Here is a 9,695-nt window from a genome sequence, read left to right as displayed (position 1 = left end):
GGGTCGCCGGCCTGTCGCGGCGGTCGGGCCTGGTCGGGCTGCGGCCGATGCTGCAGGACCTGGAGGACCGCGCCTGGATCCTGGGCCGCGCCGTCGCGCCGGGCCTCGAGGCCATGACGCGGCATGGCCTGGTTCTCGACGCCCTGGTGCGGGACGACCAACTGGACGTGGTCGCCGAACTGGCCGAGCGCCATCCGCGCCTGAGCATCGTCCTCGACCATGCCGGCAAGCCCACCTTCACGCCGGCCGGACTGCGGGCCTGGGAGGCGGAGATCCGCGCCGTCGCCGCCGCGCCGAACGCCAGCGTCAAGCTGTCGGGCCTGCTGACGCAGGCGCCCCCCGGCGCGGACATTTCGGTCCTGCGGCCGGTCGTATCGGTGCTGCTCGACGCCTTCGGCGCCGAGCGGATCGTCTGGGGCAGCGACTGGCCGGTCCTGACCCTGGCCGGCGACTACGCGGCGTGGCTGGACATCACCTCAAGCCTGCTGGCGCCGCTGGACGAGACGCAGCGCGCGGCGATCATGGGCGGCAACGCCGCCCGGCTCTACGGACTCAAGGACCACTATTATGACTGACCCAACGCAGGCGGCCGTCTTGGGCTCGCTGGCCGGCAAGACCGCGCTGATCACCGCCGCCGGCCAGGGCATCGGCCGGGCCACCGCCGAACTGTTCGCGGCCCAGGGCGCGACCGTCTGGGCCACCGACGTCAATCTCGACGCCCTGTCCGACCTGGACGGCTGCCGCATCGCCCGACTGGACGTGCGCGATGACGCGATGGTGCGCGAGGTGATCGGCCAGGCTGGCGACCTCGACATCCTGTTCAACTGCGCGGGCGTGGTGTCGGGCGGCACGATCCTCGACTGCTCGCCCGAGGAGTGGGCGTTCGCCAACGACCTCAACGTCACGGCGATGTACCGCACGATCCGCGCCGTCCTGCCGGGGATGATCGCCAAGGGCGGCGGCAGCATCGTCAACATGTCGTCGGTGGCCAGTTCGATCAAAGGCGTGCCCAACCGCTTCGCCTATTGCGCCACCAAGGCCGCGGTCATCGGCCTGACCAAGGCCGTCGCCGCCGACTTCGTCACCCAGGGGGTGCGCTGCAACGCTATCTGCCCGGGAACCGTCGAGACGCCGTCGCTGCACGAGCGCCTGCGCGCGACCGGCGACTACGACGCCGCCTGGAGCGCCTTCGTCGCGCGCCAGCCCATGGGACGGGTCGGCAAGGCCGAGGAGGTCGCCGGCCTGGCGCTCTACCTGGCCTCCGACGTTTCCGCCTTCACCACCGGCCAGACGCACGTCATCGACGGCGGCTGGGTGATGTAGCTTCCTCGAAACTCGGAGACCTCTGATGAAACTGCTACGCTTTGGGGAAGAGGGCCGTGAGCGGCCCGGCCTGCTCGACGCCGATGGCGTGATCCGCGACCTGAGCGGCGTGATCGCCGACGTCGACGGGGCCACGCTGGCGCCGGAGAGCCTGGACCGCCTGCGCGCCATCGACCCGGCCAGCCTGCCGGCGGTGGCCGCCGATACGCGGCTGGGACCCTGCGTCGCCCGGCCCGGCAAGTTCATCTGCATCGGCCTGAACTACGCCGACCACGCCGCCGAATCCGGCGCGGCCATCCCGGACGAGCCGGTGGTCTTCATGAAGGCCACCAGCGCCCTGTCGGGCCCCAACGACCCCATCCTCAAGCCGCGCGGCTCGACGCAACTGGACTGGGAGGTCGAGCTGGCCTTCGTGGTCGGCGCCCACTGCGCCTATGTGTCGGAAGAAGAGGCGGCGAGGGCGATCGCCGGCTACTGCGTCTGCAACGACGTCTCCGAGCGCGCCTTCCAGATGCAGTCGTCGCAATGGGACAAGGGCAAGGGTTGCGACAGTTTCGGACCCCTGGGTCCCTGGTTGGTCACGCCCGACGAACTGCCGGACGTCCACGACCTGCACATGTGGCTGGAGGTCAACGGCAAGCGTTATCAGAACGGGTCGACGTCGACGATGATCTTCCGGCCGGCCTTCATCCTGTCCTATCTCAGCCGGTTCATGAGCCTGCAGCCGGGCGACGTGGTCACCACCGGCACCCCGCCGGGCGTGGGTCTGGGGCAGAAGCCGCCGGTCTGGCTCGATGTCGGCGACCGCGTTTCGCTGGGCATCGCGGGTCTTGGCCAGCAGGACCAGGTCGTGGTGGCGGGCTGATCGCGGAGGGCGTCGGCCGCTGGCCGGCGCCCATCACCGGGCGGTCAGACCCGCACGTCGCTCGAGGCCAGTTCGGACGAGATCACGCGCGCGGCTTCCCGCACCATCTGCAGGGCGTGGCCCTGTTCGACGTTGAGCGGCACCTTGCGCACGAAGGGCATGGTCAGGGCGGCGGCGGCGACGTCGCCGCGCAGGACCGGCGCGGCCAGGTCGACGATGCCGGGCACGACGTCGCTGGGATGCTCGTCATAGCCGTTGGCCTGGACGCGGTCGGCGCGGGCCCGGAAGGCCGCCAGTTTTTCCGCCGGCAGGTCGGGATCGAACGCGGCCTCCCAGCGCGCCCGGGTGGCCGGCGACTGGAACGCGTAGAGCACCGTGCCCGAGCCGGTCAGCACCAGGGGCTGGCGATAGCCGATGCGCACCGAGAAGCCGATCAGCCCGGCCGACTCCATCCGCGCGGCGACGACGATGTCGCCGTCGGCCCGCAGCGCCAGGTGGCAGCTCTGTTCGGCGTCCTCGGCCAGCTTGCGCATGACCGGCAACGCCACTTCCAGGATCGACTTGACGGGGGCCTGCTCCATGCCCAGCGCGAACAGCCGCGCCGTGGGCACATAGCCGGCGCCGCTCTGCTCGATGAAGCCGCGATATTCCAGCACCTGGATCATCCGGAACAGCTCGCCGGTCGAGCGGCCCAGCGCCTGGGTGATCATGCCGATCGACATGGGCTCGGACGCCCGCGAGATCAGCTCCAGGATGTCCAGGCCCTTTTCGAGGGCCGGCGCCCGGTAGCGCTGCTCGTCGTCGCCGTCGATCCCGCCCTTGCTCAATACGCCCGCCACCGGCTTCTCCCGTGTCATGGGCAAAGGGATAGCCGATCGGCGGGGGCGAACGGAAGGGACCTTCATCATCGTTCCAGTTGCAAATCGAAAACGTGCACCGGCGCGTCGCCGCCTTCGATGGACAGCGTCAGGTCGGCCAGGCCTCCGGCCCCCAGCGGCAGCACGCCCAGATCCAGGCGCCGCAGGTCGGTGGGCGAGGCCGTCGCGGTGATCGGCGCCGACAGGGTCGTGGCGCCGTAGCGCAGCACGAAGCGGGCGTTCGGACCCACCGGGCCCGGCGTGCTGTAGCGCAGGCTGGCCTTGACCGGGGCGGCCTGCGTGGCCCGGACCGGCCAGGCCAGGCTGTTGCCGGCCCGTTCCAGCCCGTCGACATAGAAGCGCGCGGTCTTGCCGTCGCCATAGGTGAAGCCCGCGCCGCGGGCCTGGGCGTCGAAGGCCAGAAGCTGGTTGCCGCCCCAGCGGGTCTCGATCAGGCGTCCGGCCTCGCCCCGCACCGGGCCGTCGGTCTTGACGACGATGACACTGTCGGCGGCGTCGGGCGCCTGTTTGGGCAGGCTGAACTCGTAGTCGCTGGCGCCCACGCGGCGGAACGTGACCGGCGTCTTGTCCGCCATCAGGTAGGCGCTCTTGGGCGGGCTCAGCAGGCCGCCCAGCCGCAGGGTTCCGCCCTTGGGCCAGTCGAAGACGTGGAGATACAGCTGGTCGCCCTTGACCGTGCTGTCGCCCCAGGCCTGGCGGTCCAGCGGCGTGCGCGTCGAGCCGTGGATGCTGTCGCCGTTGACGGCCATCCAGCGGCCGACGCCCTCCAGGATCGCCGCGTCGGGCGCGTCGATCGTCCCGTCGCCCTTCGGGCCGATGTTGAGCAGGATGTTGCCGCCCTTGGCCGCCGCCTTGGCGATCAGCTGCACGAAGTGCGCCACGCTCTTATGGCTGTGGTCCAGGGCGTTGTAGCCGTACGACTCGTTGGTCGTGGGAATGGCTTCCCAGTCGCCCGGCGTGGGACGCAGCTCGGCCGGCCGGTCGGCGGTGTCGAGGAAGTCGCCGAGATTGGCCTCGGCGGTGCGCGCGGCCCGGCCGTTGATGACGACGTTCGGATCGAGCCTGCGCACCGCCTCTACGACCTGGGCCTGCTGGAAGAACGGCAGCTTGCCGGGGGTGTCGAACCACAGGATGTCGGGGTGGTAGCGGCCGATCAATTCGGTCAGCTGCGGGATGACCTTGTGGTCGACATAGCGCTGGGTGTTGACCAGGAACTTCGGGTCGTTGTTCCACCAGTCGACGCCGTTCAGCTTCTTGTCGCCGCCGGGATTGGCGTAGTCCCAGTCGTTGCCGGGGGCGTCGGGGTCTTCCCAGTCGAAGGCGTGCGAGTAGTAGAAGCCGACCTTCAGGCCCTCGGCCCGCGCCGCCGCGACCAGTTCGGCCAGGGGATCGCGCTGGAAGCCCGACACCTTGGCGATGTTGTAGTCGCTGGCGTCGGACGGCCACAGGGCGAAGCCGTCGTGGTGCTTGGCGGTCAGGATGACGTAGCCGGCTCCGGCCTGCTTCATCAGCTTGACCCAGGCCCGGGCGTCATAGGCGTCGGGCCGGAACTTGGCGGCGACCTGGCTCTTGTAGGTCTCGCGGGGGATGCGCGCCACGCGCATGATGTGCTCGGAATAGCCGGGATTGGGCCGGCCTTCCCATTGGCCGCCGAGCACGGAGTAGGGGCCCCAGTGCACGAAGACGCCGAAGCGGGCGTCGCGGAACCATTGCAGCCGCTGGTCGCGGGTCTGCTGGGCCTGGGTCCACCATCCGTCCCGCGCGCGGGTCAGGGCCTGGGCGTCGCGCGCGGCCGGCGCGCCGATCCCGGTGGGCTCGTTGGCCTCGGCGCTTCGGCGCTGGTCGGCGGTCGGGTCCGGCGTCTGGGCGAGGGCGAGGGTGGGCGCGACCAGCAAGGCTAGCGCCGCGATGCGAAGGTTCTTCATCCGACCTTTTCCTCAATTTTCGAAGTGGCGACCGCCGAACGGGTCTTGGCCCGCCGGGTGGCCCGAGTCGCCGTCACCGGGTCCGTTCAGCCGGTCCCCCCAAAGGCCGCGACCCTAGATAGGCAGTATGAATTTATATGTGCAAGTCGAATTTCATATTGTTGCGCCCGAATTCTCGCCGACGAGTTGACAGCAATTTTAAATACGAACATAAAATCCATATGCAAAATGCGCGGCAAGCGCTGATGGGGAGGATATGACGTTGGAAAAGAGTTCGCTCATTGGAGGGGTCTCGGCGCTGGCCTTGATGGCCCTGCTTCCGGGGCTGGCCCACGCTCAAGCCGCCGAAGCCCCGCCACCGCCCGCCGCCGCCGACAGCACGGTCGACGAGGTCATCGTCACCGGCTTTCGCCAAAGCCTGGCCAAGGCCGCGACCATCAAGCGCAACGCCGCGGTGATCAGCGACGTCATCTCGGCCGAGGACATCGGCAAGTTTCCCGATCAGAACCTGGCCGATTCCCTGCAGCGCATCACCGGCGTGCAGATCACCCGCACCAACGGCGAGGGTTCGCGGATCAGCGTCCGCGGCCTCAGCCCGGACTTCACCCAGACCCTATACAACGGCCGCGTGCTGACCACCCCGAGCGGCGGTCGCAGCTTCGAATTCGCCACCCTGGCCTCCGACTTCGTCAGTTCGGTCGAGGTCTACAAGACCCCTTCGGCCGATCAGCTCAGCGGCGGCCTGGCCGCGACGGTCAACATCAACACCGCCCGGCCGCTGGACCTGGGTCGCGACCGCATCGCGATCAGCGCCGAAGGCCTGTACGAGCAGAAGTCGCAGAAGATCGAGCCGCAGGTGGCCGTCCTGGTCAATCACCTGTTCTCCGACAAGTTCGGGGTCAGCCTGGGCGTCAACTACCAGCGCCGCGACTTCCGGTCCGACACCTTCCGCGGCTTCGGCTTCGAGAACGGCGTCGAGAACACCCGCACGCCCAAGCTCGACTACAACCGGGATGGCGATTTCAACGACAGCATACGCTTCAACCATGAGGCCGGCACCCGGATCATCCTGGGCAATTCGAAGCGCGTGACCGCGATCGGTGGGTTCCAGGCGCGGCCGACCGACCGCATCGAGCTGTATGGCGACTTCCTCTATTCGAAGTACGAGACCAAGCTCAGCCAGCCGATCAACACCCTGCGGTTCACCAGCATCATCTGCCCGACCGCCCAGCAGGGCGTGGGGCCGGGCGGGTGCATCCGCGACAGCGTGCTCGACGCCAACGGCCGGGTCATCTACCTCGACGCCGACGGCGTCGACTATCGCAACACCAACACCGTCTCCAACACCTACAACACGCTGAAATCGGCAGGGACCGGCTTCAAGCTGGACTTCGGCCGCCTGACAGTGAACGGCGAAGGCTCCTATTCGAAGGCCGAGCAACTGTTCGACAGCTTCGTGCCGACGGTGCTGGGGCGCGCCAGCGCCTCCTACGACTTCCGCCAGGATCCGAAGAACCTCCCACAGTTCAGCTTCACCCGCGGCTATGACCCGCTGAACCCGGGCAACTTCAAGGGCATCGGGCTGTCGGGCGACTATCGCCGGCCGATCGACGACCGCAACTGGGACACCAAGCTCGACCTGGCCTACGACACCGGCCAGGGCTTCCTGCGGGGCGTGAAGGCCGGCGCGCGCTACTCGGATCGCAAGCAGGAGTTCGGCACCAGCCAGATCAAGGTCACCGCCACGCAATTGGCCGGCCTGCTGGGCCTGCCGGTCGTCGCCTCGGTCGACGGTCCGTCGTTCGACGCCTCCAGCCTGATGCGGCTCTACTCGTTCGACCACTTCTTCAACGGCTATGACGGCCCGGTGAAATATCCGAGCACCTTCCTGTCGGCCGATCCGGCGCTGCTGTTCGCCAAGGCGCCGCTCGACGCCATCCTGAAGGTCGCGCCGACGGTCCGCGCTCTGGCCAACGAGTATGCGGTGGGCGAGAAGGAGGCTTCGGCCTACCTCCGCGCCGATTTCGCGACGAGCGACGACCGGCTGACCGGCAATGTCGGCCTGCGCTACGTGCACACCGACCAGGACTCGGCCGGCTACGCCCCGGACCTGACGCAGATCCGCTTCTCGCTGGGCTCGTCGACCACCACCCTGCCCAGCGTCACGCCGGTGTCGATCAAGCGCGCCTACCACGACTGGCTGCCCAGCCTGAACCTTCGCTACAACCTGCGGGAAGACCTGGTGCTGCGCGCCGCCGTGGCCAAGGTGATGTCGCGTCCGACGATGTCGACCCTGTCGCCGTCGACGACGGTGAACGCCAACACCAGCTTCATCACCATCAACAACCCCAACGTCGACCCGTACCGGGCCAAGCAGCTGGACGTGTCGGTGGAATACTATTTCGGCCAGGGCGGCCTGGTCAGCGCCGCGCTGTTCTACAAGGACGTCCAGAACTTCGTCGTCTCGACCAGTCGCACCCAGGACATCAACGTCACCCTGACCGAGACCGGGGCGCTGGTGCCGCGGACCTTCACGATCTCGCAGCCCGACAACGGCGCCGGCGGCAAGCTGAAGGGCGTGGAACTGGGCGTCCAGGCCCCGCTGACCTTCCTGCCGGGTCCGTTCGACGACTTCGGGGTCATCGCCAACTTCACCTATATCGACGCCGACGACGTCTCCACGGTGAAGGGCGGGCCGCCGCTGCCGCTGCCCGGCGTCTCGAAGTACAGCTACAACCTGGTCGGCTACTACGAGAACGGCCGTCTCAGCGCCCGCCTCGCCTACAACTTCCGCAGCAAGTTCGTGAACAGCACGACCTCGACCTTCGGCGACGGCAGCTATGGCCAGTCCTACGGGCAGGTGGACTTCTCGGCCAGCTACGACCTGACCAAGAGCATCAGCCTGACCCTCGACGGTCAGAACCTGACCGACAGCGCCCGGATCGACCAGAACGCCTACGGCTACAGCCGCGGCTACGAGAATGTCGGCCGCAGGTTCACGGCCGGCGTGCGCGCGAAGTTCTAAGCGTCCGGCGCGGCCTCCCCGGGGGCCGCGCCGTCACGTCTTTCGAAGGGGTGGCCGGGTCTCCCGGCCTGGGCCGGCCGGCCGTCCTTGCGCCGTTCGCCCGCGAAGCGCCGAGCTCCATCTTGGTTCATTGGTAAAAGTAGAATGCAAATGCGCTTGCATTTGTCGTAACAATCCGCGACGATGTTATCGCTACCTTTTCGGGGATTGGTCTTTGATTTTAGCCCCGAAAGCGCGTCGTCGGGTGGTTGGCGTCGCGGTACAGGTCCGTGCTCACCGTTCGCAAGGGTGTTGACTGTATTTCAAATGCGAATGTATGTTCCATATACGAAATCATCGTTGAATCGTCGTCCTCCGCGTGCGCCACGACCCCGAACGCGACCCTTGGAGATCACCGCCTTGACCTGCGTCCATAGCCCGAGAGGGGCCCAGTCCTGATGGCTCGAATTACTGGTTTGCGGACGGTCGACGTGCGTTTCCCCACCAGCCTGGCGTTGGACGGCTCGGACGCGATGAATCCCGATCCGGACTATTCGGCGGCCTATGTCGTGCTGGAGACCGATCAGGATGGGCTGGAAGGCCATGGCCTGACCTTCACGATCGGGCGCGGCAACGAGATCTGCATCGCGGCGATCGAGGCCATGCGCCATCTGGTGGTGGGCGTCGACCTGGACTGGGTGAAGCAGGACCCGGCCCGCTTCTGGCGTCACCTGACCGGCGACAGCCAGCTGCGCTGGATCGGCCCCGACAAGGGCGCCATGCACTTGGCGACCGGCGCGGTCGTCAACGCGGTCTGGGACCTGTGGGCCCGCGCCGAGGGCAAGCCGGTCTGGCGACTGGTGGCCGACATGTCGCCCGCCGAGCTGGTCCGCGCCATCGACTTCCGCTACCTGACCGACTGCATCAAGCCCGCCGAGGCGCTGGCGCTGCTGGAAGCCCGCGCCGAGGGCAAGGCCCAGCGCGTCGAGATCCTCGAGGCCGAAGGCTTCCCCTGCTACACCACCTCGGCCGGCTGGCTGGGCTATGACGACGCCAAGCTGCGACGCCTGGCCCAGGAAGCCGTCGACGCGGGCTTTCGCCACATCAAGCTCAAGGTCGGCGCCAACCGCGCCGACGACATCCGCCGCGTCAGCATCGCGCGCGAGGTGCTGGGCCCCGACCGCACCCTGATGATCGACGCCAACCAGGTGTGGGACGTCGAGGAGGCCATCGACTGGGTCAACGCCCTGGCCTTCGCCAAGCCGTGGTTCATCGAGGAGCCGACCAGCCCGGACGACGTCTACGGCCACGCCCGGATCCGCGCCGGCATCGGCGAGGTCAAGATCGCGACCGGCGAGATGTGCCAGAACCGCATCCTGTTCAAGCAGTTCATCATGAACGGCGCGATCGACGTGGTGCAGATCGACGCCTGCCGGCTGGGCGGCGTCAACGAGGTCCTGGCCGTGCTGCTGATGGCGGCGAAGTATGAGCTGCCGGTGTGCCCGCACGCCGGCGGGGTGGGATTGTGCGAATACGTCCAGCACCTGTCGATGATCGACTACCTGTGCTTCTCGGGAACGCGCGAGGGGCGGGTCATCGAATATGTCGATCACCTGCACGAACACTTCGTCGAGCCCTGCGTCATCCGCGACGCCGCCTACATGCCGCCGGAGGCCCCCGGCTTCTCGATCGAGATGAAG

The 9,695-nt window shown here is 68.0% G+C and carries 7 protein-coding genes; 5 read left to right on the top strand and 2 right to left on the bottom strand.

The features are described 5' to 3' along the window. The 3 genes from PMI01_RS16855 to PMI01_RS16845 form a co-directional block, all read left to right on the top strand. A partial coding sequence (locus PMI01_RS16855) for an amidohydrolase family protein (protein ID WP_007671535.1) occupies positions 1 to 575 on the top strand: 575 nt, incomplete at its 5' end. After that, a complete protein-coding gene (locus PMI01_RS16850; RefSeq protein ID WP_007671525.1) occupies positions 568 to 1,323 on the top strand; it encodes an SDR family oxidoreductase in 756 nt (251 codons plus the stop codon). The genes PMI01_RS16855 and PMI01_RS16850, both read left to right, overlap by 8 nt. A 25-nt stretch (positions 1,324 to 1,348) precedes the next feature. Then, entirely contained in the window at positions 1,349 to 2,188 is an 840-nt protein-coding gene (locus PMI01_RS16845; RefSeq protein WP_007671524.1) for a fumarylacetoacetate hydrolase family protein, read from the top strand. Between the two features lie 44 nt (positions 2,189 to 2,232). Here PMI01_RS16845 and PMI01_RS16840 read toward each other — a convergent pair whose 3' ends face one another. Further along, positions 2,233 to 3,027: an IclR family transcriptional regulator gene (locus tag PMI01_RS16840; protein ID WP_238537075.1), complete on the bottom strand. Its 795-nt coding sequence runs from the start codon at positions 3,025 to 3,027 to the stop codon at positions 2,233 to 2,235. A 65-nt stretch (positions 3,028 to 3,092) separates the two neighbouring features. Continuing rightward, entirely contained in the window at positions 3,093 to 4,991 is a 1,899-nt protein-coding gene (locus tag PMI01_RS16835) for an alpha-L-fucosidase (RefSeq protein WP_007671514.1), read from the bottom strand. A gap of 262 nt (positions 4,992 to 5,253) precedes the next feature. Here PMI01_RS16835 and PMI01_RS16830 point away from each other — a divergent pair, with 262 nt between their 5' ends. Both PMI01_RS16830 and PMI01_RS16825 read left to right on the top strand, forming a co-directional pair. Beyond that, positions 5,254 to 8,016, top strand: a complete 2,763-nt coding sequence (locus tag PMI01_RS16830; protein ID WP_007671513.1) for a TonB-dependent receptor — start codon at positions 5,254 to 5,256, stop codon at positions 8,014 to 8,016. Positions 8,017 to 8,486: 470 nt separating this feature from the next. Further along, the coding region (locus PMI01_RS16825) for an L-fuconate dehydratase (protein ID WP_202948093.1) at positions 8,487 to 9,695 on the top strand (1,209 nt) is incomplete at its 3' end.

The organism is Caulobacter sp. AP07 (genome assembly GCF_000281955.1).
GTDB lineage: Bacteria > Pseudomonadota > Alphaproteobacteria > Caulobacterales > Caulobacteraceae > Caulobacter.
The sequence above is the reverse complement of the archived record's forward strand: the minus strand, read 5'-3'. Positions and strand labels throughout refer to the sequence as shown.

Bases quoted from the DNA above. Each gene is read 5' to 3' on its own strand.
- PMI01_RS16850 (WP_007671525.1), top strand. From the start codon at position 568: ATGACTGACCCAACGCAGGCGGCCGTCTTGGGCTCGCTGGCCGGCAAG.
- PMI01_RS16845 (WP_007671524.1), top strand. From the start codon at position 1,349: ATGAAACTGCTACGCTTTGGGGAAGAGGGCCGTGAGCGGCCCGGCCTG.
- PMI01_RS16835 (WP_007671514.1), bottom strand. From the start codon at position 4,991: ATGAAGAACCTTCGCATCGCGGCGCTAGCCTTGCTGGTCGCGCCCACC.